Source organism: Mesorhizobium loti R88b, from assembly GCF_013170845.1.
GTDB classification, from domain to species: domain Bacteria; phylum Pseudomonadota; class Alphaproteobacteria; order Rhizobiales; family Rhizobiaceae; genus Mesorhizobium; species Mesorhizobium loti_B.
On record NZ_CP033367.1, the window covers coordinates 1,102,738 to 1,124,546 of the forward strand.

Below are 21,809 nucleotides of genomic sequence, written 5' to 3' on the forward strand. Positions count from 1 at the left end.
GGACTGGTATTAATTTTCGCTCTGCTGTTAAATACTTGTCGACGTCAACAGTGAAACTGGCTAGGTTACGCTACGGCAGTTGAGGGGACCAAGATGGGCACGCCTTATATAGGTGAACTCAAAGTTATTTCTTGGAATTTTGCGCCAAAGGGCTGGGCGCTCTGCAACGGGCAGCTATTGCCGATAAATCAAAATCAACCTTTATTTTCGCTCCTTGGTACAATGTATGGCGGCGACGGTAGGGTTAACTTTGCTCTGCCGGATCTTCGAAGCAGGGTTCCTGTATACTCGGGCGGTCCCATTGGAGCGGTCGTCGGCGGCAGAGGTGGAGAAGAGTTTCACACGCTCACGCAGGGCGAAATGCCGACCCACAACCATATGATCAATGCGTCGCAGACCCAAGGCGACAAGAACACCGCCTCCGGCAATGTGCTGGCGCGCGAGGTGGGTGTCCTCTACGCAGCCTATGCCAATCCGACGACGTTGAATCCTGGATCTATCTCCAGCGTTGGCGGCAGCAATCCGCACGAAAATCGTCAGCCTTTTTTGACGCTGAATATTGTCATCGCCCTGCAAGGCATTTTCCCGTCGCGGAACTAGAGGAAGCGGCAATGAGCTCACCTTATGTCGGCGAGATTCGCATGTTTGGCGGCAACTTCGCGCCGGCCGGCTGGGCTTTCTGTGACGGCAGTTCACTGCCGATATCCGAAAACGACACGCTCTTCAATTTGATCGGGACGACTTATGGCGGCGATGGCCAGGAGACGTTCGGTCTGCCCAACCTCAGCGGCCGCATTCCAATCCACGCCGGCCAGGGACCGGGGATGAGTCAGAACTACGTCCTTGGCGAGTCTGCCGGCGCCGAATCCGTGACGCTGACGACAAACCAGATCGCTGCCCACGGCCATGCCCTGATGGCATCGTCGAACACGGCGTCCGATCCCAATCCCGCGGGCAACGTCCTGGCAACCTCGCCGACGATCGAAGCCTACGTCATCGACGTCGCGGGGCCTTCACTTGCCGGAAATTCATTGACCACCGCTGGTGGCAGCACCCCGCACGACAATTTCATGCCCTATCTGTGCGTCAATTTCATCATCTCGCTGTTCGGGATTTTTCCGTCGCCGACTTAAGAGGACCGTCATGGCCGACCCGTTCGTCGCCGAAATCCGCATCTTTGGATTCAATTTCGCGCCCACGGGTTGGGCGACCTGCGATGGTCAGTTGATGCCCATCTCGCAGAATACGGCGCTGTTCTCCTTGCTCGGCACCACCTATGGCGGCGATGGCAAGTCGACTTTCGCGCTGCCGGATTTGGCCGGGTCGGCGCCGATGCACCCGGGAAGTTCAGCGGGCGGAAGCGACCATTTTCTGGGCGAGACCGGCGGCAGTACGACTGTGAACCTGATCAACTCCGAAATGCCGATCCATAACCATAATATTCTTGCTTCCACCGAAAACGGGACGCTCAAGGCTCCATCGCCAACGGAATTTCTAGGCCGCTCCAAGGCCGGCACGATTTATCAATCGAATACCGCAAGCAATCTGGCGCTGATGAATTTTCAAGCCGTTTCGCCTGCCGGCAGTTCACTGCCCCACAACAATCTGCAGCCCTACCTGGCGGTTACGTTCTGCATCGCATTGCAAGGCGTTTTCCCGCCAAGAGGCTAGGCAACAGGCAGGACCGAGACCATGGCCAAGAAAGCAGCAACAAAGTCCGAGGCGCCGAGCAAGAAGGTTGCGCCGACTATCGCAAAGAGCACGACTCGCGCCCGCTCACGGCGATCGAGCGTCCCACCCGTCTACCAGAACAAGCCCGCCGGCTCGTCCTTCTTTGAACTGTCGCGGCTGATGGTCGTCGGCATCGATTCCGCCGCCGGGCGGCTGATCCAGAAGGCTCAAGATGCGCCTAACGGGTCGTGGCCCGCAGCCTGGTCGGCCATCGCGCCCGGTGCCTGGATCATCATGACTGCCGGCCTGACCAAGGACGGCCGCGTGGCGGTGGTCGCGCAGCCTTCGGGCACCATCAATCTGTCCTTCATCACCGAAGACCCCAACCAGGTCGGCCCGGTTGACAAGTGGAATGCGCCGGTCGGTATCGGCGCGCCGCCCGGCGCCACCAGCTACCAGAAGCTGACGATGGCCAACGATGCCGATGGCCGCATCGAGGTGTTCCTCACCGACAATCAGGGCCGCATCTGGTGGATCTACCAGAATCCCGACCAGATCGTGCAGGTGAAGAAAACCATCACGCCGCCCGGCACCACGACGCCGATCGTCGTCACGGTCGATGAACTTGTGCCGCCGATCAAGCCGTGGAGCGACTGGCAGCAGCTGACCGGTCAGCTGGTGGCGGTAACCGCCATACGCCAGGCCGATGGCCGCATCGGGCTGTTCGGCATCAATTCGGGCCTGCATCTCTATCGCTGCCAGCAGGCCAACCCGCAGGCGCTGAAGGTGGCCGACTGGACGGGATGGGTGCAAATCGACACCACGCAAACCGGCGGGTTCACGGAAATGGCGCCGGTTGTCGGCCCGCTCGGCGCCACCAATCTGTTCGCCCTGACCCAGAACGGCCAGGTGCTGCACACGCGCCAGCAACCCGCCGGCACGGATACGTGGACGCAGTGGGCGACGACCGGCTACTCCAGGGTGCCCAAATACACGCTTGCCGCCGGCATCCAGGGCGATGGCGACATCGTGCTGGTCTCCTCCGACCAGCAGCGCGTCCACGAGTTCAACGCGCAGTGGGATGCCAACACCCAGAACTGGTCGGGATGGCGTGATTTCGGCGTCTCCCTCTACGCGACGCGCCTGACGCTCAACTACAATGCCGACGGCAGGCTTGCTCTGTTCAGCATGATGATCATGCCGGACAACACCTTCGGGCTGTGGACGATCAACCAGATGGCCATCGACAGCTCCGAATGGGAGTATGCCTGGACATCGCTGACCGACGGCAACCTCAAGCAGATCGTCGTGGTGCGCGACCTGACGCCGCCGGTCTGACGTTCAGGCAGCGTGGCAGAAGCAGGTTTGGACCATCGCCCTCCAGTGTGGGCCCGGTCGAACAAGGTCGGGCTCGGTTTCCGTCCCTCGACAGAGGCGGATTTGCCGTTCCTGTCGCGGCTCTACGCCTCGACGCGCCTGGAAGAACTCGCCGTGACGGACTGGAGCGAGGCGCAGAAAGCTGTCTTCCTCGACATGCAGTTCCAGGCGCAGCATGCCCACTACAGAAAACACTATCCGGACGCCGACTGGCTGGTGGTGGAGCATGCCGGGCAAGACATCGGCCGCCTCTATATCGAGCGCTGGCCGAGCCAGCACCGCATCATCGACATCGCTTTTTTACCCAATCATCGTCGCAAGGGCTACGGCACGGCGCTGCTGCGCGACCTGATCGACGAGGCATGGTTAGCCGGCAAATCACCGTCGATCCATGTCGAGAAGAACAATCCGGCAAGGGGGCTCTATGTCAGGCTCGGCTTCGTGGTGGTGGAGGACAAGGGCGTATATGACCTGATGGCCTGTGCGCCGAAGGTGGGTGGTGCGGCGGGCTCGTGACCTGCATGCTGGCAGGAAGCGCCGTTCGTTCTAGCAAGCTGCCGCAATCTCGAGCGCCTAATTGAACACCGCCTCATAAAGCCGGCCGGCCGCATCGGCGGCGACCGGCACGATGAAGATGTCATGGGTCCCGCCATTGCCGGTAAGGCGATAGGTCGCCTGCGGCAAAGCGATGTCGCACGGCCCCCTGAACATCAGCGAAAAGCCGCCATCCGGGCGAGGGCTCGAAGCGATGCGGTTGACCGCGCTCAGTTCGAGGGCGATCTGCCCGCCACCGGTTTCGATGGTGAACGCCTGCCCGATGGCCTGTTCGAAATCCGCCGCCGTCATGCCATCAGCCTCAACCTGCTTTCTGGGCGGTTCAGTGTCCGACAGGACCCGCTCCAACCTCTAGTGCCCAAGGGAAAACTGCGCCGCACTTTCCCGGAATTGCCTTGGTGGCGGCACTGTCGCCGCTTCGCCGCAAGCTGTCCATAGGCCCGCAGCCAGGCCAAGCGTGCGCGAGACAATTGCCGGGCAAAAACGCAAAATACAGCGGCTTCTGTGCTTTTATGCGTGGCCTGGACACTGTAGTACTTTGTTCCGGCGCGGGAGTCTTGGCCAGCCAAGATCAGTGCAACAAGAGCAGATTCCAGTTGTCGGGGTCTGATGCCGAAGGGCCGGCCTGATCGGCGGGCGGGAGAAAGGGACGGACCATGGCTGATATCAAGGCAAGGACGGAAGCGCCGCCAAGCGCCGCAATGCCGCTGTTCTACTCCAAACCGGAGGCGCTCAACCCGGCGCGGCACGGCTCGCTCGGCCTGACCGCGCGCAGCGATTTTTCCTTCGCGCGCGCAGCGCATGCCATCCCGGTTGTGGCATCGGAAATGCCGGCGGCGATGCGCTCCTATCCGATCGTCTTCATCGGCGACGGCAAGGCACCCGTCATCATCACCGGCGTGCGCCAGAACGAGAACCTGTTCGTCGATGCCGACGGCCGGTGGACCGCGCCGCATTACGTTCCTGCCTATGTGCGCCGCTATCCCTTCATCCTGGCCGAGGATCCGACTACGGCAGGCCGGCTGACGCTGTGCGCCGACCGGGCCAGCGAGCGCGTCGTCGACCAGGCCGTGGCGCCATTGCGTGACGACAAGGTCGCGCCGTTCTTCATCGGCAACGAGCCGACCGAGGCGACAAAGCAGGCGCTCGCCTACTGCAACCAGTTCCAGATCGATTTCAGGGCCACCCGCGAGATGGTCGAGAAGATCGACGCGCACGGCCTGTTTGCGCCGCGCCAGAGCAAGGTGACGCTGGAAGGCGGCGAGGTGCTCAACCTCACCGATTTCCAGGTGATCGACGAGCCGGCCTTCAACAATCTGAGCGACGCGGCCTTCCTCGACCTCAGAAAATCCGGCGCGCTCGGCCTGCTCTACTGCCACCTCGCCTCGACCAACAGCTGGACGTCGCTGGTGCATCAGGCGTCGCTGCGCAAGGCGGGGTAAGGGCGGCCGGCGGTGTGATGGCGATCGGGAAGCGGTGATTCACAGGGCTTGAGCGGCCAGGAAAGGCTCTTCGCCAGACAATGGGGCGTGTTATTCATGCGAGGCTCCCAGGAATCGCGATCCGCAAATGCCTTCACTCAAGCAACTTATCAAGAAGCCCGTTCATGCACTCAGTTCGCGGTTCGCGACCAGCAGGCTGGAGCGGGTGGTTCGTGAAATTGAAGATGCGAAAATGGAAGAGCTTTCGCATAGCACGTTTCTCGAAACGAAAATCCGCCAGATCGGCCTGCGCCACGACCGGCGTGCCCTGTATGGAGATGATGTCGATGACATGAATTTCCATGCGCCCGGTTTGTGGCAGATTCCGAGGCAACTGGCGCAGGCCATGGCGCTGTTGGCTGGCCAACGGATCGTCAGCTTTCTTGAAGTGGGAACCTGCGACGGTTTCACGTTTTCATTCATGGCGGCATGTCTGTCGAGGCTCAACCCGGGCCTCAAAGCGACGACCATCGATATTGCTTCCCGCCTTCCGACTTGCGCGCGAATCGTCTTCAAGACACCAGTCGAGTTCCTTGCCGGCAAGACGTCGGACGCATTCGCCGGCCACGTCTTCGATCTCGTTCTTATCGATGGAGATCACTCCTACGAATGGATCACCCGTGACTACCGGAATGTCGGTCAGCAGGCGCGCCTCTGTATGTTTCACGATATCAACGATCGATTTTGTGGGGACGATACGGTCCCCAAATTCTGGCGGGAGCTAAAGACCGAGGAATCGGGGCGCGCCGATTTCCATGAATTTTTGTATCACTCCAATGCCGACAGAGTGATGGGGATTGGCATTCGGATCAAACGCTGAGCAATCGGGCCAGGGCTGGGCGACGAGGCAGCGCTACGACCTCGAAAGCAAAACGGCCGCCGAAGGCGACCGTTTTCGATGCTTGATTCCCCTTGAGGAAACTGGAGCGGGTGAAGCGATTCGAACGCTCGACCCCAACCTTGGCAAGGTTGTGCTCTACCCCTGAGCTACACCCGCTCACACGGCGTCTTGGCCGCAAGCCGGGCCTATATGGCTGAAGAGCGCGGCGATTGCAACAGGGAAATGTCGGGCTTTTTGCAACCTGTCGGGCGATGCCGGCAAAGTGCCCGCCATGCGCGGATTTCGCCGCTCTATGGCGCGATGGTCTTGTGTCGGCCACCGCATTGGCCGTAAACGGCAAAGCGGAAAAACGACGAAGAAGACAATCGATGCCGAAGACCGAAGCTGACCTTTTTGCCTTTCTTGCCGAACTCGGCATTGCCGTTTCGACGATACGCCATCCGCCGCTCTATACGGTGGCCGATTCGCAGGCACTGCGCGGCGAAATTGCCGGCGGGCACACCAAGAACCTGTTCCTGAAGGACAAGAAGGACAATTTCTTCCTGGTCACCGTCGGTGAGGACGCCGTCGTCGACCTGAAGCAGATCCACCAGCTGATCGGCGCCGCCGGCCGCGTTTCCTTCGGCAAACCGGAGATGCTGCTGGAGCTGCTGGGCGTCACGCCTGGCGCGGTCACGGTGTTTGGCGTCATCAACGACAGGGAAAATCGGGTCAAGCTGGTGCTCGACAAGGATTTGATGGAACATGCCGTCATCAATGGGCATCCGCTGACCAATGAGGCGACGACATCGATCGCCAGGGATGACCTTATCAAATTCGTCGAGGCAACCGGGCATGATGCTGCTATCTTGAAAGTCTCGGCATGATCGCCACATGCATGGCGAAAGCCGACTTCCATTGAGAGACATTGCGCCGACCCGCTGGCCGGCGGCGCGACCGAAAGGGTGACGAGATGAGCGACAACAAGCCATTTGGCGGGTCATTCGGCAGCAGTGGCGGCCAGTATGCCACCACGGTGCAGTATGGCGGAACCGCACCCGCGCCGGCAAAGGTCACGCTTGGCGATGCGCCGGCCGCTGTCACTGGCGATGTCATCAAGGACACCACGACGGCCGCCTTCGCCGCCGACGTCATCCAGGAATCGCGCCGCCAGCCGGTGCTGGTGGATTTCTGGGCGCCGTGGTGCGGGCCATGCAAGCAGCTGACGCCGCAACTGGAAAAGGCGGTCAAGGCCGCGGGCGGCAAGGTCAAGCTGGTCAAGATGAACATCGACGACCATCCCTCGATCGCCGGCCAGCTCGGCATCCAGTCTATCCCGGCCGTCATCGCCTTCAAGGACGGCCAGCCGGTCGATGGCTTCATGGGCGCGATCCCTGAGAGCCAGATCAACGAATTCATCACCAAGGTCGGCGGCAAGGGCAATGGCGCTCCGCCCGTGGCCGATGCGCTGGCGGCTGCGGCTGAAGCGCGCGAGGCCGGCGACATGCAGACCGCCGCCGACATTTTTGATGCCATCCTGGCGCAGGCGCCCGAGACGATCGAGGCGATCGCCGGGCTGGGCGATTTGTTGTTCGAGGCCGGCGACACGGAAGGCGCCGAAGCGCTTTTGGCAACCGCGCCGGAAGCCAAGAAGGACGCGCCTTTGCTTGCCGCGTTGCGCGCCAAGATGGCGCTTGCCGCGCAGGCCGCCGCGCTTGGCAATCCGGCCGAGTTCGAGCGCCGCCTGGCCGAGAACCCCAAGGACCATCAGGCGCGTTTTGATCTGGCCATGATCCAGAATGCCCGTGGTGACCGCACGGCGGCGGCGGATAATCTGCTGGCCATCATCAAGGCCGACCGGGCCTGGAACGAGGACGGCGCCAGGACGCAATTGCTGCAGCTGTTCGAGGCCTGGGGCATGACCGACGAGGCGACGCTGGCCGCGCGGCGCAAATTGTCGGCGCTGCTGTTTCCCTAAAGCAGCGGCTGTTTCGTCGCACGGGCTTGTGATGTCAGGCCAAAGCGCCAGATAGACAGGCTGGATCGAGGACACGCTTCCTGATGGGAGCGATGGGAGGAATGAGGTGCAAGCGGGAAACGCGCATTACCGGCTCGCCAAGGATCTGCCGTCGACGATCCCGATCTTTCCGCTCGAGGGCGCGCTTCTGCTGCCGGGCGGGCGCATGCCGCTCAACATCTTCGAGCCGCGCTACCTGCAGATGGTGGACGAGGCGATTTCCGGCTCGCGGCTGATCGGCGTCATCCAGCCCAGCCTCGACGGTGCGTTGCGCGAGGATGGCGAGCCGCAGCTCTGCAATGTCGGCTGCGCCGGGCGCATCATCGCCTTTTCCGAGACCGGCGACGGCCGCTACCTGATTTCGCTGCAAGGTGTGTACCGCTTCCGCATCGCCAGCGAATTGACGGTCAAGACACCATTCCGGCAGGCCAAGCCCGCGCCCTTCCTCGCCGATCTCGACGACGATCCGGCAGCCAACGAGATAGACCGGCCGGCGTTGCTCAAGGCATTTCGCGCCTATCTGCAGGCCAATGATCTCGAGGCCGATTGGGAAAGCGTCAGCCGCGCCGAAAATGCCATGCTGGTCAACGCATTGTCGATGATGGCGCCCTACGGGCCGGCCGAGAAACAGGCGCTGCTCGAAGCCGCGGATTTGAAGACGCGGGCCGAAACGCTGATTGCCATCACCGAGATGGCGCTGGCGCGGGAGAATGAGGATTTTGGCTCGAGTCTACAATAAGAGGATGCGATGGCGGCGGATGGGCGTGACGGAAAGAAGATCAATGTCGACCCCAAGCTGCTGGAACTTCTGGCCTGCCCGTTGACCAAGGGGCCGCTGGCCTGGGATCCGGAGCGGGGTGAGCTGATCTCGCGGATCGCCAAGCTCGCCTATCCGGTGCGCGACGGCATCCCGATCATGCTGCCTTCGGAAGCGCGGACGTTGTCGGCGGAGGATGTGCTGGCACCGCCGAGGCTGAGTGGGCCTTCGTAAGGGGCGTTCAAGCAGCGACTGCTGTGCAGAAGTCTATGAGAAGTTGGCCCGCCGGCTTTCTATTCATACTCGCTCCGCCCGCGACAACGGAGAGGGCAAATGCTTACTGAAAATTACGCCCCTTGGGCATGACACTCTCCGCCTCTTCCGACAGCGTTGCAAGGTCCCCGACCGGTTTGTCTCGTAGCACCGGTTGACTGGCCCCGCTGACCTTCTCCAGAAGCACGGTCAGCCAAGGTGTCAGATCTTCGATCTTTTCCGCAACGATATGGACCACACCGGATTCCGACTGCAATTTGCCGGTGACCTTCACGAACCGCGCGCCCATGACGATGGGGCGGAAGCGGGTAAAAGTTCGCTCCCAGAAAATGACGTTGGCGACGGCCTTGTCGTCTTCCAGCGTCAGGAAGATGGCGTTGCCCTTGCCGGGGCGCTGCCGCACCAGCACGAGACCGGCGACGGAAACCCGCCTGCCGTCGCGCACCGAAGGCAGGTTGGCATTGGGCGTGACGCCGGCGCGATCGAGCCGCTCGCGCAGGAAAGCGACCGGATGCGCCTTCAGCGACAGGCCGAGCGAGCGGTAGTCGTGGATGACATGTTCGCCGAGCGGCATTTTCGGCAGCTTCGTTTCCGGCTCCAGCTCGCGCAGGCGCAGCGCCGGCTGGTCGAACAGCGGCAGTTTTTCGGCGGCGCTCCTGGCGCCCAGCGCGCGCACGTCCCACAGTGCGGCACGGCGGTCGAGGCCGATCGAACGGAAGGCATCGGCCTGTGCCAGCCTCTCGATCTCGTCGACATCGAGGCCGGAGCGCAGCCAGACATCCCGGACGGATGCGTAACCGTCACCGCGTCGCGCGACGAAAGCCTCCATGCGTTTCTCCGCCAGCCCCTTGATCTGCCGGAAGCCGAGCCGAACTGCATGGTTCGTCTCGATGACGCCGCGCATCTCGGCATGGCGTGGCAGGATGCGAGCCGGGTCGAAAGGCGCCTTTTCCAGGGTGCAGTCCCAGACCGAGAAATTCACGTCGATCTCGCGGATGTCGACGCCATGATCGCGCGCGTCGCGCACCAGCTGCGCCGGCTGATAGAATCCCATCGGCTGCGAATTCAGGATCGCGGCGCAGAACACGTCGGGATAGAAGGTCTTGAACCAGCAGGAGGCATAGACGAGCAAGGCGAAGGACGCGGCATGGCTTTCGGGAAAGCCATACTCGCCAAACCCCTCGATCTGCTTGAAGCAGCGAACGGCGAAGTCCTCGGTGTATCCCTTGCCAACCATGCCCTTGATCATACGGTCGCGGTAATTGCCGATCGTGCCGGTGCGCTTGAAGGTGGCCATGGCGCGGCGCAATTCGTCGGCCTCGCCCGGTTTGAAGCCGCCGGCGACGATGGCGATCTTCATCGCCTGTTCCTGGAACAGCGGCACGCCGAGCGTTTTGCCGAGGATCTCTTTCAATTCCGACTTTTGATATTCGGGCTTCTCCTTGCCTTGCCGGCGGCGCAGATAGGGATGGACCATATCGCCCTGGATCGGGCCCGGCCGAACGATCGCCACCTCGATGACAAGGTCATAGAAATCTCGTGGCTGGAGCCGCGGCAGCATCGACATCTGCGCGCGAGACTCGATCTGGAAGACGCCGAGCGTATCGGCGCGGCAGATCATGTCATAGACGCGTTGGTCCTCTGCCGGGAGAGTGGCCAGCACATAGGGTTGCCCATATGGGTCCCGTGCCTTTGGATAGTGGTCGGTAAGCAAGGTGAAGGCGCGCTGGAGGCAGGTCAGCATGCCGAGCGCCAAGATGTCCACCTTGAGGATCTTCACCGAGTCGAGATCGTCCTTGTCCCATTCGACCATCTTGCGCTCGTCCATCGCCGTCTTGACGATGGGCACGATCTCGTCGAGCCGGTCCCGGGTGATGACGAAGCCGCCGACATGTTGCGACAAATGACGGGGGAAGCCCATGATCTCGTTGGCCCGTTCCATCACATGCCGCGATGTGGGATCGCTGCGGTCGAGGCCGCCGGCGCGGGCTTCCTTCTCGCCGAGTTCCGAGGTCGACCAGCCCCAGATCGAGCCGGACAGGGACGCCCGGACATCCTCCGACAGGCCCATGGCCTTCGACACTTCGCGCAAAGCCGAGCGGCCGCGATAGCTGATGACGGCGGCGGCAAGCGCGGTGCGTTTGGAACTGTATTTCGTATAGATGTACTGCATCACCTCTTCGCGGCGCTCATGCTCGAAGTCGACGTCGATATCGGGCGGCTCGTTCCGCTCCTCGGAAATGAAGCGCTCGAACAGCGTATCGATCTTGTCAGGGCCTACTTCTGTGATGCCGATGCAGAAGCAGATGATCGAATTGGCGGCGGACCCACGGCCCTGGCAGAGGATATTCTGGCTGCGGGCGAATTTGATGATGTCGTAGACGGTCAGGAAATAGCGGGCGTAGTTCAGCCGCTCGATCAGAGTGAGCTCTTCCTCGATGCGTTTAATGACGCTGGCCGGGACACCGCCCGGGAACCGCCGGGTCGCCCCTTCCCGCGCCAGTCTTTCCAGTTCGGCCTGCGGGCCGAGACCCGATTCCGTCGGCTCGTCGGGGTAATTGTACTGGAGGTCGCTGAGCGAGAAGGTCAGCTCTTGCGCAAACCGCAAACTCTCGGCCAGCGCTTGCGGATGCCTGCGGAACAGGCGGGCCATCTCCAGCGGCGGCTTCAGATGGCGCTCGGCATTGGCGGTGAGCTCCAGCCCGACTTCGGCGACGGGTGTGTTGAGGCGGATCGCGGTCAGCACGTCCTGCAGCGGGCGCCGTTCAGCCGTGTGGTAGAGAACGTCGTTGGTCGCCATCAGCGGTATGCCGGCCGTCTCGGCAAAAGCCGCTGCCTGCTCGATGCGGAAACGGTCATTGCCCGCATAGTCGGGCGACACGCCAAGCCGCAGGGCCCTGCCGAAGCGATCCTTGAGCTGGCGAATGAGGGCGAGGCTGTCTTGTGCGTCCGCCGTCAGATCGGGCAGGACCGCGAGCGACATCAGGTCCCCCCATTCGAGCAGGTCGCTGCGCTGGAGAAGGGTGGCGCCCTTTTCGTTCTCGTCGCGCAGATTGGCCTGCGTCAGCATGCGGCACAGATGCCCCCAGCCCCTACGATCCCTGGGATAGGCGAGAATATCCGGCGTGCCATCGCCGAAAACCAGCCGGCAGCCGGGGTGATAGGAGAGCTTTTCGACCTTGGCCTGCTGCCAGGCGCGCACCACGCCGGCCACCGTGTTGCGGTCGGCAAGGCCGATCGCGGAGAAGCCAAGCAGCTTGGCGGCGACCACCAGTTCCTCCGGCTTGGAGGCGCCGCGCAGGAAGGAGAAATTCGACTGGATGCCGAACTCGGCATAGGGAATGACGGTCAGCGCGTTCACGCGAAAACCCCATGCATGAACCAGCGCGGCGGCACTTGCGGGTTGCCGTAAAGGCCTTGCCGGTAGAGCCAGTAGCGGCGGCCATCGCCATCCTCGATGCGGAAATAGTCGCGGGTCGATGTGACCGGATCGCTTGACGCCTCACGCCACCATTCGGCAGCGAGGCGTTCCGGTCCCTCGGCGCGGGTGACGCGGTAGAGCGCGCGGCGCCAGCGAAAATGCAGTGGCGGACCCTCCGGCATCTCGGTGGCCGGCACGTCGATGGGCTCGGGCGCGCGAAACAGCCGGATCGGACGCTCCGGCGGGAAGATTGTCGTGGGCACCTTCATCCTGTCCGGCTTCTTCGGCGGCGTGGTCCGGCGCGGCGCTTCGGAGAACGGGATGGTGGCGACGGCGCGTTCCGGCAGATGGCTTTCAACGAGGACCGGCTGCAGCACCGCGCCCTCGCCGAGCCTGGCGCGGATGCGGTCGGCGAACAGCGCGATGTCGGCGCCGTCGTCGGTCACGTCACCGGTCAGATCGGCCTGCGCCATGTCGAAAGCCGCCGCCGCCAGCACCGAGAGCCGCACCAGATCGAAGCCATAGCCGGCGTCAATGTCCTGCTCGAGCGCGGCCAGCCTTTCATGGAACAGTTTCTGGATCAGCCGGGGGTCGCGCATCGGCCGCGAGGTGCCGAGCGCAATGCGGCTGACGGCGCCGTCGACGCGGAAGAGCAGCAGCGCCAGCGTCCGGGCGCCCTCGCCACGGCGCTCGAGGTCGGTCTTCAAGGTCGCGGCCAGCATGCCGACCAGCCGCTCGATCTCCTCGGTCAAGGTGATTGGCTCCGCGAGATGGCGCTCGACCGAAAGCGGCGCGACGGGAAGCCGCGGCGAGACTGCCTCGTCGAGACGGCCAAGCGCCTGGTCGAGACGCAACAGCAAGGTGGCGCCGAAGCGGCGGGCGAGCGGCGCGCGTGGTGCCGCCATGACGGCGCCCGCCGTGCGCAGGCCGACACTTTCCAGGCTGGCGCGGGTCGCCGGGTCGATACGCAGTGCGGCGAGCGGCAAGGGGGCAAGCAGGGCTTCCTCGTCGCCTGACACAACGATGCGGTCGCCGCAAAACCGGGCCGCCGCCCAGGCCGCGCCCGGTGTCGGGGCAAGGCCGGCGCGGACATCGAAGCCCTGATGGAAGAAGCGCGACAGGATGTCGTCCAGCATGGCGCGTTCGCCGCCGAACAGATGGGTGCAGCCGGTGACGTCGAGAAACAGACCGTCTGTCGCGTCAATCGCCACCAGCGGCGTGTAGCGGTCGCACCAGTCGGCAAGGCCTTCGAGCAGGCGACGGTCGGCCTCCGGATCGGCCTCGACAATGTCGATCGACGGGTGCATGGCGCGCGCATCGGCAATGCCCATGTCGCGTTTCAGGTGCAGCGCCTCAGCCCGCTCGTCGAGGGCCGAGATGCGCTGTGCGTTGCCCTGGCGGTGACTGATCACCAATGGCGGATGATCCGACGACGGCCGGGAACGCCACGATCGCCCCAGACGCTGCCGCAGGATCCTTTCGGCCGCCAGATACGGAAACCACAGCGACAGGATTCTCTGTCCGTTGTTTCTGGCCCCTTCTTTCGTCAAATGCGCGTTCATCGGGGTTCCACTCCAGTGTGAATTGTCCAGGCAGGGCCGTGCGGCTCTTGCCGATGGTGATGGTGAAGGCTGGGCGGCCGATCGAACCGGCGAGCGGCCCGGCGACAGTGGCGCGCGACACGGCCGGCGCCGACGAGACGATGAGGCGCACGGGTGCTGCCGTCGGTTCGGGCTCGGCCGCCTGCCGCAGCAGGAACACTGGCCGGCCGGCGCTTGCCGCCCTGGCATGCAGCCGGCGCGTGGCGGTCAGGTCCAGCCGCTGCGGATTGCCGCGGATTTCGAGGATGACGGCGGCGAGTGCCGTCATCCTGGCGGCCTCCTCGGCGATCCACAGCGCATCGACGAGCTTTGGTGCCTCGGAAAACAGCAATTGCTCCGGCTCGATGCCGAACGACGCATGCAACCCCCTGGCATAGGGAAAGCCGGCCTCGCGGAATATTTCTGATGTGCCGATCCATAATATGGGCAGCCCTTGCGCCTGCTTGAGGATCAGGCTGGTGAGCGACAAGGCAAAGCCGGCGACGGCTCCGGCATCGCGGGTCTCCAGGCCATGGATTTCGCTGAGCGCGGCTTTCGGCAGACCGCCGCTCAGGGCGGTATCGAACCGTTCGACGCCGACGGGCAAGAAGGCATCCGGCAAGGCCGCGGCAAGGCCGCGCCGGACGATTGTGAGGTCGCTGGCGTCATCATCAAGCGGTGCGCCAGTCGGCGCCTGCAGGCGCTCGGGCAGCGTTCCCTCGATCTTCGCGATCTGGCGGCGCAGGGCAAAAACAGTCTCCCGCGCCACGGCTGTCATCGCCATGACGGTCAGTGTCCACTCACAATTGTTCCTGTTATGTTCCTATAGATTCCAGAGGGTGACCCAAGAGTCAAGCAGAGTCATAAGGAATTTATTCCTGCGCCTGGGTCAGCGCTGGCCACCGAAGGCCAACCGCGCGGCCAGCCCGGCGAATACGGTTCCCAGCAGGATTTGTGGCGCCCGACGGAACCGCGTGCGCTTCGACAAGGCCGCTCCGATCCGGCTCGCGGTCAGGATGACAAGGCCATTGACCACCAGCCCGATCAAATTGAGCACGGTCGCCAGCAGCAGAATCTGGCCGGCGACGGAACCGGTCTCGGGGCGTACGAATTGCGGGAACAGCGCCAGCACGAACAGCGCCATTTTCGGGTTGAGCAGATTGGTCAGCAGGCCTTGCCGGAAGATGCGGCCGTGCGAATAGCGCGGCAGGCCGGCGATCGGGGCAAATGCCGTTCCGTCGGAACGGAACGCCTTCCAGGCGAGCCAGGCGAGGTAGGCCGCGCCGGCATAGCGCACGATGTCGTAGGCGATGGGCGCTGCCAGGAAGAGTTGCGACAGGCCGAAGGCGGCGGCCAGCGCGTGGCAATAGGTGCCGGCGGCGATGCCGGCATAGGTCGCAAAACCCGAGGCACGCCCCTGGCTGGCGCTGCGTGAAGCGATCAACAGCATGTCCGGCCCCGGGGTCGCGGTCAGCGCGAGGCAGGCAATGGCGAAAAGTCCGATGGTGGAAAGGTCCGGCATGAGAACTCCTGAGAGATGGCCGGAACCGACCCCTACGCGATTCCCCGGCAGTGGCAAAGCCGTCGAGCCAGCAATCGACGCTCCATTTGCCTCGACCGGTGCGAAAGCCTATATGCCGGGTTCAAAGGAAAAAGCATGGCCCGTATCTACAAATCCCGCACCTGGCATGGCGAACTCGCGCCCTCGATGGAGGAGATGGAGTTCCTCGCTTTGGAGGCCTACGCCCATCTGCCGGAGGACTTTCGCAAGCTGACCGGCGAGATCGTCATCCAGATCGCCGAATTCCCGACCGATGAGATCATGGACGATCTGTCGCTGGAAACGCCCTTCGACCTGCTCGGCCTGTTCGAGGGGCGCGGCATCGCCGAACGCTGGAACCCGCAGACCGGCGAAGGCCCGAACCGCATCACGCTCTATCGCCGCGCCATGCTCGACTACTGGGCCGAAAACGAGGAAACGCTGGGCGACATCGTCACCCACGTCCTGATCCACGAGATCGGCCACCATTTCGGCCTGTCGGACGATGATATGGAGAAGCTCGAAGAGGCTGCTGAATAGGATCGAACCTTCGTCATCCTAGGGCGGAGCAAGGAGCGAAGCGACGCGCGCAGACCCTAGGATCCATGCCGTGACCTGGGCGCGTTGCAACGGTGCAAAAACGCTCACCATCCAGTTCCGCGAAAGAGCTCGAACCATTCTGGATTGGCTTTTTCGATAAGCCCGATCTTCCATTGGCATCGCCAGCGCTTAAGCGACTTCTCGCGTTGGATGGCGTCTGTAATGTCGCTGGTGACGCCGATGTAAATCGTGCCGCGCTTCTGGCTTGCAGTCATGTAGACGTAGCCGGAAGGGTAGCCCGCGTCAGTGCGCGTACAAGCGCCATTTCTGATCCGCCGCATACTACGACCAACGTCACGGCATGGATCCTAGGGTCTGCGCCGCGTCGCTTCGCTCCTTGCTCCGCCCTAGGATGACGAAGAGAGGGAAGGGCCTCGGCGCCGATCCCTACCAGTCGCTGAGCTTGGTGTCCGGCCCGTATTCCTGGCCGTCAATATCCTTCACCACGGCCTGGCCGCAGCGCATGGTTTTGGCTTTCTTGTCATAGGCATAGGTCGGCGAGCCGAACAGGTGCCAGCCCTTGTTCAATGCGGCCGTCACCTTGTGGCAGAAGCTGGCATCGTCCGGGCCGGTCAGAAAGCGGTAGAGTTTCATCGGGTTAGTTCCTGTCGTGAGTGCCCATGGCTCGCAAGCATGGGGTGATATCATGCGCCGATGGCGGCCGCCTTCGCCAGCAGTTTTTCCGCTTGCGCCAAATGCAGCCGCTCGACCATCTTGCCGTTCAGCGAAATCACGCCTTTGTTGGCATTCTCGGCAAGTGAAAAGGCGTCCTTTATCAGCCGCGCCTCGGTCAGCGCTGCCGGGGACGGCGCGAAAGCTAGGTTCGCCGCTTCGATCTGGGCCGGATGGATCAGGGTCTTGCCGTCGAAGCCCATGGCGGCCCCCTCCGCGCACTCCCGGGCAAAGGCATCGAGGTCGCGAAAATCGTTGGAGACGCCGTCGAGCATGTCGAGGCCACCGGCGCGCGCGGCCAGCACCATTTGCATCAGCCAGGGCACGAGGTAGCGCCGGTCAGGCGTCGCCAGCACACCGGTGTCCTTGACCAGATCATTCGTTCCGGCAACGAAACAATCGAGCCGTGACGCCGGGTCGCGGCCCAGTTCTGCTATAGCGCCGATGTTGAGCAGTGCCTTTGGCGTCTCGATCATCGCCCAGAGCTTCACGCTGTCGGGGGCAAAATTGTCATCGAGCACGTCGCCGACTTCGAGGATATCGCGCGGTGTGGCGACCTTGGACAACAGGATGCCGTCGGGCTCGAATTTTGCCGCGGCCAGCAGGTCGTCGGCGCCCCATTCGCTGGCCAGCGCATTGACGCGCACCACCATCTCGCAGCGGTGGCCAAAGTGGTTGGTATCAGGGCGATTGGCGAAGATTGCGGCTAGCTTCTCACGGGCGGCGATCTTGTCGGCGGGGGCGACGGCATCCTCCAGGTCGATGATGACGGCGTCGCAGGATAATTGCGCGATCTTGGCCAGCGCCTTGTCGTTGGAGGCCGGGACGTAGAGCACCGAGCGGCGCGGGCGGTAGGGTTCGGTCATGACCGATCTATGCCGCGTGTGGTTGGAGGAGGCAAGCTGTCTCCCGCTCTGCACGAAAACTGCACACGCCTGCGGAAAACCTCCTCTGTTCCGCCCTGCGATCTCCCCGCCCGCCTGCGAAACAGGCGGCATGCACAAGCGAGCAGAACCCCGTTGGCCCCTGCCCTACCGGCTGCGCAGCGAAGGCTGGTGGCTGATCGATCCGCCGCGCGCCAACCCCGAAGCGATCCTCATTCCCTTTGTCCGCAAGAGCCCGCCGCCAAGGCGGCCGGAAGCGATCAGGCCAGATGCCATCAGGCCGGACACAATCAGGAAGGTCAGCCCATGACAGCGTTTTTCACCGCAGCACCAAGCTATTGCAGCCGCTTCGGTGTCGCCGTGCTGCTGGTCGTCCTGGCGGATTTCCTGTTCTACGGCCAGCCCGCCGGCATCACGGTTTTCCTGTTCGCCGTCCTGATCGCCGCAGCGGTGGTGGCCGTGCATCCCACAGCCTTCAACGACATCAGGGTCTGGTTCAAACCCGCCGCTTTGCTGGTCGCGCTGCTGCCGCTTGCCGAAAATGTCAGTGCCTTGTCGGTCTCGATCGCGCTTGCGGCCCTGGTCGTGTTCGCGCTTTCGCTGAGCGGACGCCTGCGGCACAGCATGGCGCGCATTGCCGGCCAGATCGCGCTGTTCTGGCTGGCGGCGCCGTTTCGCTTCATCAGAGATTTCATCCGCTGGCGCAAGACGGCGCGGCGGTTCGGCGGGCGTCGCGTGCGGCTGGCGGCGATCGCTGTCTGGGTGATGCCGCTGACGCTGGGCGCCGTCTTCCTGGCACTGTTCGGCGCCGCCAATCCAGTCATCGACTATTGGCTGTCGCTGATCGACCTGATGAAACTGCTCGATCTCATCCAGCTGGCGCGGATTTTCTTCTGGCTGTTCGTGCTCGCCGGCGTTTGGGCTTTCCTGCGGCCACGCTTGCCGCGTTTTCAGCAACGCATCCCTCGGCCAAATCATGCCCTTGTCAATGCTCAACCGGTGGCCAGTGCGCAAAGGCACGTCGTTGAGAACGTCCTGTTTGGCAAGGCCGCCATCCTGCGCGCACTTGTCGTCTTCAACATCCTGTTTGCGCTGCAGACCGGGCTCGACGCCACCTATCTGTGGGGCGGGGCAGCACTCCCAGACGGGTTGAGCTACGCCGCCTATGCGCATCGCGGCGCCTATCCGCTGGTTGTCACCGCGCTGCTTGCCGCCGGTTTTGTCCTGGCGGCGCTCAGGCCCGGCAGCGAGACATCAGGCGATCCGCTCATCCGCCGGCTGGTCTATGCCTGGGTGGCGCAGAACATCATGCTGGTCGTCTCCTCGATCCTGCGGCTCGACCTCTATATCGGCATCTATGCGCTGACCTACTGGCGCATCGCGGCTTTCGTCTGGATGGGGCTGGTGGCGGCAGGGCTTGCGCTGATCATCGCCCGCATCGCGCTTGGAAAATCCAACGAATGGCTCTCCTCCGCCAATCTTCTGACGTTATCCCTGACGCTTTATGCCTGCTGTTTCTTCAATTTCGCGGCTACGATCGCCAATTACAATGTCGACCATTCCCTTGAAATGACCGGCCAGGGAATTCCCCTCGACGCCTGGTATCTGCGCTCGCTCGGCCCGGGCGCGTTTCCGGCGCTCGATCGTTTCTTCGATCATCAGGACAAGACGCCTGCCGCCGGCGCTGTCCGCGAACTGGAAGGATTGCGGGCCAGCGACGAAGACTGGTATCGCGCCGTCCAGCTGAACTGGCGGGCCTGGAGCTTTCGCGACTGGCGCCTGCTGCGATATCTCGACAGCAAGGGGTCGCTCGTGCTTCCTCAGCCTCAGCAACCTTCCTTGCCGGGCCGCTGACCGATGCCGCATCACATCCTCGTCGCCGACGATGACCCGCATATCCGCGAGGTGATCTGCTTTGCCTTGGAAAAGGCGGGCATGAAGACGATTGGAGTAGCCGACGGCGCCGCCGCCTTGCAGGAGATCGAGCGCCGGGCTCCCGATCTCATTGTGCTCGACATCGGCATGCCGGAGATGGACGGGTTGGAGGTCTGCCGGCGGCTTCGGCACACCTCCGATGTGCCGGTGCTGTTCCTGTCCGCGCGCGACGAGGAGATCGACCGCATTCTCGGGCTCGAAATGGGCGGCGACGACTATGTGACGAAACCGTTTTCCCCGCGCGAGCTGGTCGCCCGTGTCAATGTCATCCTGCGCCGCGCGCGCCCGGTGCCGGCCGAACCGGCCGACGACAGGCAGTTCACGCATGGCAAGCTCGTCTTGGCGCCGGCCAGCCATGGCGCGAGCTTCGACGGCAAGCCGCTTGCCCTGACGGGGATCGAATTCTCGATCCTGAAAGGGTTTCTGGCGCGGCCCATGCATGTGCTCGACCGCGACGCGGTGATGGCCAATGCCTATGCGAGAAAAATCCATGTCGCCGACCGCACCGTCGACAGCCACATCAGAAACATCCGCGCCAAGCTGGCGGCGGTGGGCTGCCTGGATGCCATCGAGACCGTGCATGGCGTCGGCTTCCGGCTCGGCCGATGCGGCTGAGGGCTTCGCGCAAATGGATCGGCCGCAAATGGCGGCCCCGGCTTGCCACGGTCGTCGTCGCCATCCTGATCCTGGTCATGGCCTTGCCACTGGTCGGCCTGTTCTTCTTCCGTCTCTACGAGAACCAGCTGATCCGCCAGACCGAGGCGGAGCTGATCGCGCAAGGTGCGGCCATCGCGGCGATCTATGCGCAGGATGTGCGTGACGCCGGCATTGCCCCGGACAAGCTTGGCGCGCCGATGCCGCAGGCCAATGGAAGTGCCAGCCGAAGCGTTAATCCTGATGGCCCCTACCGGCCGATCGAGCCGCGTCTCGATCTCGCCTCCGATTATGTACTTCCGACCCGGCCGGCCGCCATGCCTGCCATCGCCGATCCTGCCTTCGCCGCGGTCGGCACGCGCCTGTCCGGCATTCTCGACGCCACGCAGAAAACCACGCTGGCCGGTTTTCGGCTGCTCGACCCCAGGGGCGTCGTCATCGCCGGGCGAGGTGAAGTCGGGCAGTCGCTTGCCGAGGTCGATGAGGTGCGCGAGGCACTTGCCGGCCGCTATGCCAGCGCGCTCCGTCTGCGCATTCCCGACCAGCCGACACCACCGCTCTATTCGGTCAGCCGCGGCACCAAGGTGCGCGTTTTCGTCGCCTTGCCGGTGGCTGTCGATGGTCACGTCGCCGGCGTGGTCTATGTCTCGCGGACGCCCAACAACATCGTCAAGCATCTCTATGGCGAGCGCGGCAAGGTGACCCTGGCGGCGATCGCCATCCTTGGCGGCACGCTGCTCATCGGCCTCGTCTTCCTGCGCACCGTCAGCCGGCCGATCTATGCGCTGATCGACCGCACGCAGCGCATTGCCGCCGGCGAGCGCGATGCCATCCGGCCGCTCGACCATCACGGCACCTACGAAATGGCCGAGCTGTCCGCCGCCTTCCTCGACATGGCCGAAAAGCTGCAGGCGCGCTCGGACTCGATCCAGACCTTTGCCACCCATGTCTCGCACGAGCTCAAATCGCCGCTGACGGCGATCCAGGGCGCGGCCGAATTGCTGCGTGATGCCGGTTCGACGATGGACGATGACGAGCGGCGGCGTTTTTCCAACAACATCGTCACCGATGCCGGGCGGCTCAACCTGCTGGTCCGGCGCCTGCTCGATCTGGCAAAGGCCGAAAATCTTGCGCCGAGCGGCGAAAGCACCTCGGTCGGTGCCGCACTTGCGCTGCTGCCCGTCGACACCAGGCTGACGGTTCGCGTCGAGGCCGGCGGTGATCTGTCCTTGCGCATCTCGGCCGAAAACGCTGCAATCGTGCTTGCCAATCTCATCGACAATTCTGCCCGGCACGGGGCGACGCAGGTTTCGATCACCGCCGCGAGCGCCGGCGGCAAGGCGACGCTGCTGGTCGGCGATGACGGCGACGGCATTTCGCCGAGCAACCGGGCGCGCATCTTCGAGCCGTTCTTCACCACCCGGCGCTCTACCGGCGGCACCGGCATGGGTCTCGGCATCGTTCTGGCCCTCCTGAAAGCGCATGATGGTATGATCCGGCTGGTTGACAGCGAGCGCGGCACGCGCTTCGAGATCATTCTGCCGGCGGCATAGACAGGCCGCCGCCCGGATC

Annotated in this window: 24 protein-coding genes and 1 tRNA gene; 16 read left to right on the top strand and 9 right to left on the bottom strand. The window is 63.4% G+C overall.

The features are described 5' to 3' along the window. Nucleotides 1–93: 93 nt before the first annotated feature. Genes EB235_RS05210 through EB235_RS05230 form a run of 5 tightly spaced genes read left to right on the top strand, consistent with a single transcriptional unit; the run spans nt 94 to nt 3,564 of the window. Entirely contained in the window at nt 94–600 is a 507-nt protein-coding gene (locus EB235_RS05210; protein ID WP_027032017.1) for a phage tail protein, read from the top strand. Between the two features lie 11 nt (nt 601–611). Beyond that, nucleotides 612–1,133, top strand: a complete 522-nt coding sequence (locus tag EB235_RS05215; RefSeq protein WP_027032016.1) for a phage tail protein — start codon at nt 612–614, stop codon at nt 1,131–1,133. A 10-nt stretch (nt 1,134–1,143) separates the two neighbouring features. Next, complete coding sequence (locus EB235_RS05220) at nt 1,144–1,671, top strand: phage tail protein (RefSeq protein ID WP_027032015.1); 528 nt, start codon at nt 1,144–1,146, stop codon at nt 1,669–1,671. A 21-nt stretch (nt 1,672–1,692) separates the two neighbouring features. After that, nucleotides 1,693–3,009, top strand: coding sequence for a hypothetical protein (locus EB235_RS05225; protein ID WP_027032014.1), 1,317 nt, complete (start codon nt 1,693–1,695; stop codon nt 3,007–3,009). 45 nt (nt 3,010–3,054) lie between these two features. Next, the gene (locus EB235_RS05230; protein ID WP_051429722.1) at nt 3,055–3,564 is read left to right on the top strand and encodes a GNAT family N-acetyltransferase; all 510 of its coding nucleotides are present in this window, start codon (nt 3,055–3,057) and stop codon (nt 3,562–3,564) included. A gap of 57 nt (nt 3,565–3,621) precedes the next feature. On the opposite strand, the gene EB235_RS05235 is transcribed toward EB235_RS05230, so the two are convergent. Continuing rightward, the gene (locus EB235_RS05235; RefSeq protein WP_027032012.1) at nt 3,622–3,894 is read right to left on the bottom strand and encodes a DUF6916 family protein; all 273 of its coding nucleotides are present in this window, start codon (nt 3,892–3,894) and stop codon (nt 3,622–3,624) included. 365 nt (nt 3,895–4,259) lie between these two features. Here EB235_RS05235 and EB235_RS05240 point away from each other — a divergent pair, with 365 nt between their 5' ends. After that, nucleotides 4,260–5,045 carry a SapC family protein gene (locus EB235_RS05240; protein WP_027032011.1) on the top strand — a complete coding sequence of 262 codons (786 nt, stop codon included), beginning with the start codon at nt 4,260–4,262 and terminating at the stop codon, nt 5,043–5,045. 127 nt (nt 5,046–5,172) lie between these two features. After that, nucleotides 5,173–5,904 carry a class I SAM-dependent methyltransferase gene (locus tag EB235_RS05245; RefSeq protein ID WP_027032010.1) on the top strand — a complete coding sequence of 244 codons (732 nt, stop codon included), beginning with the start codon at nt 5,173–5,175 and terminating at the stop codon, nt 5,902–5,904. A 102-nt stretch (nt 5,905–6,006) separates the two neighbouring features. Here EB235_RS05245 and EB235_RS05250 read toward each other — a convergent pair. Further along, nucleotides 6,007–6,081 (bottom strand) — tRNA-Gly (locus EB235_RS05250). A gap of 212 nt (nt 6,082–6,293) precedes the next feature. Between EB235_RS05250 and EB235_RS05255 the strand changes: the two genes are divergently transcribed. The 4 genes from EB235_RS05255 to EB235_RS05270 all read left to right on the top strand — a co-directional run bounded on the left by EB235_RS05255 (nt 6,294) and on the right by EB235_RS05270 (nt 8,912). Continuing rightward, nucleotides 6,294–6,791, top strand: coding sequence for a prolyl-tRNA synthetase associated domain-containing protein (locus tag EB235_RS05255; RefSeq protein WP_027032009.1), 498 nt, complete (start codon nt 6,294–6,296; stop codon nt 6,789–6,791). Nucleotides 6,792–6,877: 86 nt separating this feature from the next. After that, on the top strand, nt 6,878–7,882 hold the full coding sequence (trxA, locus tag EB235_RS05260; protein ID WP_027032008.1) for a thioredoxin: 1,005 nt from the start codon (nt 6,878–6,880) through the stop codon (nt 7,880–7,882). A gap of 106 nt (nt 7,883–7,988) precedes the next feature. Beyond that, a complete protein-coding gene (locus EB235_RS05265) occupies nt 7,989–8,660 on the top strand; it encodes an LON peptidase substrate-binding domain-containing protein (protein WP_027032007.1) in 672 nt (223 codons plus the stop codon). A 9-nt stretch (nt 8,661–8,669) separates the two neighbouring features. Then, nucleotides 8,670–8,912: a Trm112 family protein gene (locus EB235_RS05270; protein ID WP_027032006.1), complete on the top strand. Its 243-nt coding sequence runs from the start codon at nt 8,670–8,672 to the stop codon at nt 8,910–8,912. Between the two features lie 103 nt (nt 8,913–9,015). On the opposite strand, the gene EB235_RS05275 is transcribed toward EB235_RS05270, so the two are convergent. The 4 genes from EB235_RS05275 to EB235_RS05285 all read right to left on the bottom strand — a co-directional run bounded on the left by EB235_RS05275 (nt 9,016) and on the right by EB235_RS05285 (nt 15,474). Continuing rightward, a complete protein-coding gene (locus EB235_RS05275) occupies nt 9,016–12,312 on the bottom strand; it encodes an error-prone DNA polymerase (RefSeq protein ID WP_027032005.1) in 3,297 nt (1,098 codons plus the stop codon). Continuing rightward, nucleotides 12,309–13,784 carry a DUF6504 family protein gene (locus EB235_RS05280; RefSeq protein ID WP_032925692.1) on the bottom strand — a complete coding sequence of 492 codons (1,476 nt, stop codon included), beginning with the start codon at nt 13,782–13,784 and terminating at the stop codon, nt 12,309–12,311. Before EB235_RS05280 ends, EB235_RS05275 begins: the two co-directional genes overlap by 4 nt. Next, the gene (locus EB235_RS34670) at nt 13,726–14,736 is read right to left on the bottom strand and encodes an ImuA family protein (protein WP_032925691.1); all 1,011 of its coding nucleotides are present in this window, start codon (nt 14,734–14,736) and stop codon (nt 13,726–13,728) included. The genes EB235_RS05280 and EB235_RS34670 overlap by 59 nt, the downstream gene beginning before the upstream one ends. Nucleotides 14,737–14,841: 105 nt before the next feature. Beyond that, the gene (locus tag EB235_RS05285; protein ID WP_027032003.1) at nt 14,842–15,474 is read right to left on the bottom strand and encodes a LysE family translocator; all 633 of its coding nucleotides are present in this window, start codon (nt 15,472–15,474) and stop codon (nt 14,842–14,844) included. A 135-nt stretch (nt 15,475–15,609) separates the two neighbouring features. Between EB235_RS05285 and EB235_RS05290 the strand changes: the two genes are divergently transcribed. Further along, nucleotides 15,610–16,032, top strand: a complete 423-nt coding sequence (locus EB235_RS05290; RefSeq protein ID WP_027032002.1) for a metallopeptidase family protein — start codon at nt 15,610–15,612, stop codon at nt 16,030–16,032. A 104-nt stretch (nt 16,033–16,136) separates the two neighbouring features. Here the strand turns inward: EB235_RS05290 and EB235_RS05295 are convergent, their stop codons facing one another. The 3 genes from EB235_RS05295 to EB235_RS05305 form a co-directional block, all read right to left on the bottom strand. Continuing rightward, the gene (locus EB235_RS05295; protein ID WP_245268863.1) at nt 16,137–16,307 is read right to left on the bottom strand and encodes a hypothetical protein; all 171 of its coding nucleotides are present in this window, start codon (nt 16,305–16,307) and stop codon (nt 16,137–16,139) included. A 172-nt stretch (nt 16,308–16,479) separates the two neighbouring features. Then, nucleotides 16,480–16,686: a DUF1737 domain-containing protein gene (locus EB235_RS05300; RefSeq protein ID WP_027032001.1), complete on the bottom strand. Its 207-nt coding sequence runs from the start codon at nt 16,684–16,686 to the stop codon at nt 16,480–16,482. Nucleotides 16,687–16,736: 50 nt separating this feature from the next. After that, nucleotides 16,737–17,630: an HpcH/HpaI aldolase/citrate lyase family protein gene (locus EB235_RS05305; protein WP_027032000.1), complete on the bottom strand. Its 894-nt coding sequence runs from the start codon at nt 17,628–17,630 to the stop codon at nt 16,737–16,739. Between the two features lie 130 nt (nt 17,631–17,760). On the opposite strand from EB235_RS05305, the gene EB235_RS05310 reads away from it, so the two are divergent. Genes EB235_RS05310 through EB235_RS05325 form a run of 4 tightly spaced genes read left to right on the top strand, consistent with a single transcriptional unit; the run spans nt 17,761 to nt 21,790 of the window. Then, entirely contained in the window at nt 17,761–17,958 is a 198-nt protein-coding gene (locus EB235_RS05310; RefSeq protein ID WP_027031999.1) for a hypothetical protein, read from the top strand. Beyond that, the gene (locus tag EB235_RS05315; protein ID WP_027031998.1) at nt 17,955–19,502 is read left to right on the top strand and encodes a DUF4153 domain-containing protein; all 1,548 of its coding nucleotides are present in this window, start codon (nt 17,955–17,957) and stop codon (nt 19,500–19,502) included. The genes EB235_RS05310 and EB235_RS05315 overlap by 4 nt, the downstream gene beginning before the upstream one ends. 3 nt (nt 19,503–19,505) lie before the next feature. Then, a complete protein-coding gene (locus EB235_RS05320; RefSeq protein ID WP_027031997.1) occupies nt 19,506–20,198 on the top strand; it encodes a response regulator transcription factor in 693 nt (230 codons plus the stop codon). Further along, nucleotides 20,189–21,790, top strand: a complete 1,602-nt coding sequence (locus EB235_RS05325; protein ID WP_027031996.1) for an ATP-binding protein — start codon at nt 20,189–20,191, stop codon at nt 21,788–21,790. Before EB235_RS05320 ends, EB235_RS05325 begins: the two co-directional genes overlap by 10 nt. Nucleotides 21,791–21,809: the final 19 nt, after the last annotated feature.

Excerpts from the sequence above, each read along its gene's own strand:
- EB235_RS05210 (WP_027032017.1), top strand. The coding sequence starts at position 94 with ATGGGCACGCCTTATATAGGTGAACTCAAAGTTATTTCTTGGAATTTT.
- EB235_RS05215 (WP_027032016.1), top strand. The coding sequence starts at position 612 with ATGAGCTCACCTTATGTCGGCGAGATTCGCATGTTTGGCGGCAACTTC.
- EB235_RS05220 (WP_027032015.1), top strand. The coding sequence starts at position 1,144 with ATGGCCGACCCGTTCGTCGCCGAAATCCGCATCTTTGGATTCAATTTC.
- EB235_RS05225 (WP_027032014.1), top strand. The coding sequence starts at position 1,693 with ATGGCCAAGAAAGCAGCAACAAAGTCCGAGGCGCCGAGCAAGAAGGTT.
- EB235_RS05235 (WP_027032012.1), bottom strand. The coding sequence starts at position 3,894 with ATGACGGCGGCGGATTTCGAACAGGCCATCGGGCAGGCGTTCACCATC.
- EB235_RS05240 (WP_027032011.1), top strand. The coding sequence starts at position 4,260 with ATGGCTGATATCAAGGCAAGGACGGAAGCGCCGCCAAGCGCCGCAATG.
- EB235_RS05245 (WP_027032010.1), top strand. The coding sequence starts at position 5,173 with ATGCCTTCACTCAAGCAACTTATCAAGAAGCCCGTTCATGCACTCAGT.
- EB235_RS05255 (WP_027032009.1), top strand. The coding sequence starts at position 6,294 with ATGCCGAAGACCGAAGCTGACCTTTTTGCCTTTCTTGCCGAACTCGGC.
- trxA (WP_027032008.1), top strand. The coding sequence starts at position 6,878 with ATGAGCGACAACAAGCCATTTGGCGGGTCATTCGGCAGCAGTGGCGGC.
- EB235_RS05270 (WP_027032006.1), top strand. The coding sequence starts at position 8,670 with ATGGCGGCGGATGGGCGTGACGGAAAGAAGATCAATGTCGACCCCAAG.
- EB235_RS34670 (WP_032925691.1), bottom strand. The coding sequence starts at position 14,736 with ATGGCGATGACAGCCGTGGCGCGGGAGACTGTTTTTGCCCTGCGCCGC.
- EB235_RS05285 (WP_027032003.1), bottom strand. The coding sequence starts at position 15,474 with ATGCCGGACCTTTCCACCATCGGACTTTTCGCCATTGCCTGCCTCGCG.
- EB235_RS05290 (WP_027032002.1), top strand. The coding sequence starts at position 15,610 with ATGGCCCGTATCTACAAATCCCGCACCTGGCATGGCGAACTCGCGCCC.
- EB235_RS05295 (WP_245268863.1), bottom strand. The coding sequence starts at position 16,307 with ATGACTGCAAGCCAGAAGCGCGGCACGATTTACATCGGCGTCACCAGC.
- EB235_RS05300 (WP_027032001.1), bottom strand. The coding sequence starts at position 16,686 with ATGAAACTCTACCGCTTTCTGACCGGCCCGGACGATGCCAGCTTCTGC.
- EB235_RS05305 (WP_027032000.1), bottom strand. The coding sequence starts at position 17,630 with ATGACCGAACCCTACCGCCCGCGCCGCTCGGTGCTCTACGTCCCGGCC.
- EB235_RS05310 (WP_027031999.1), top strand. The coding sequence starts at position 17,761 with ATGCACAAGCGAGCAGAACCCCGTTGGCCCCTGCCCTACCGGCTGCGC.
- EB235_RS05315 (WP_027031998.1), top strand. The coding sequence starts at position 17,955 with ATGACAGCGTTTTTCACCGCAGCACCAAGCTATTGCAGCCGCTTCGGT.
- EB235_RS05320 (WP_027031997.1), top strand. The coding sequence starts at position 19,506 with ATGCCGCATCACATCCTCGTCGCCGACGATGACCCGCATATCCGCGAG.
- EB235_RS05325 (WP_027031996.1), top strand. The coding sequence starts at position 20,189 with ATGCGGCTGAGGGCTTCGCGCAAATGGATCGGCCGCAAATGGCGGCCC.